Here is a 220-nt window from a genome sequence, read left to right on the forward strand (position 1 = left end):
CGCTGTTGGTACTCCGAATATGGTATTGTGGTAAGCTCTACTTTGATTTCGGGGTTTTCCTTCTCGAAGCGCTTCAAGGCGTTCTGCTGATTCTGATTGAAATCGGATTCGGCCCGCTGGTTGTCCCAGAATTTTAGCACGACCTGCTCCGCGTTGGCCGAACCCGCGGCGAACATCGCTGTGGCCGCCGCGAGGACGGCCGACTTCATAACGTTGCGTA

The 220-nt window shown here is 55.0% G+C and carries 1 pseudogene; it reads right to left on the bottom strand.

Annotation, left to right across the window (positions count from 1 at the left end):
• Window positions 1-209 (bottom strand): annotated as a pseudogene (locus EH240_RS37755) (extracellular solute-binding protein); the annotation flags it as partial.
• Between the last annotated feature and the right edge of the window lie 11 nt (window positions 210-220).

This window comes from Mesorhizobium tamadayense (assembly GCF_003863365.1).
In the GTDB taxonomy this organism is placed as follows: Bacteria; Pseudomonadota; Alphaproteobacteria; order Rhizobiales; family Rhizobiaceae; genus Mesorhizobium; species Mesorhizobium tamadayense.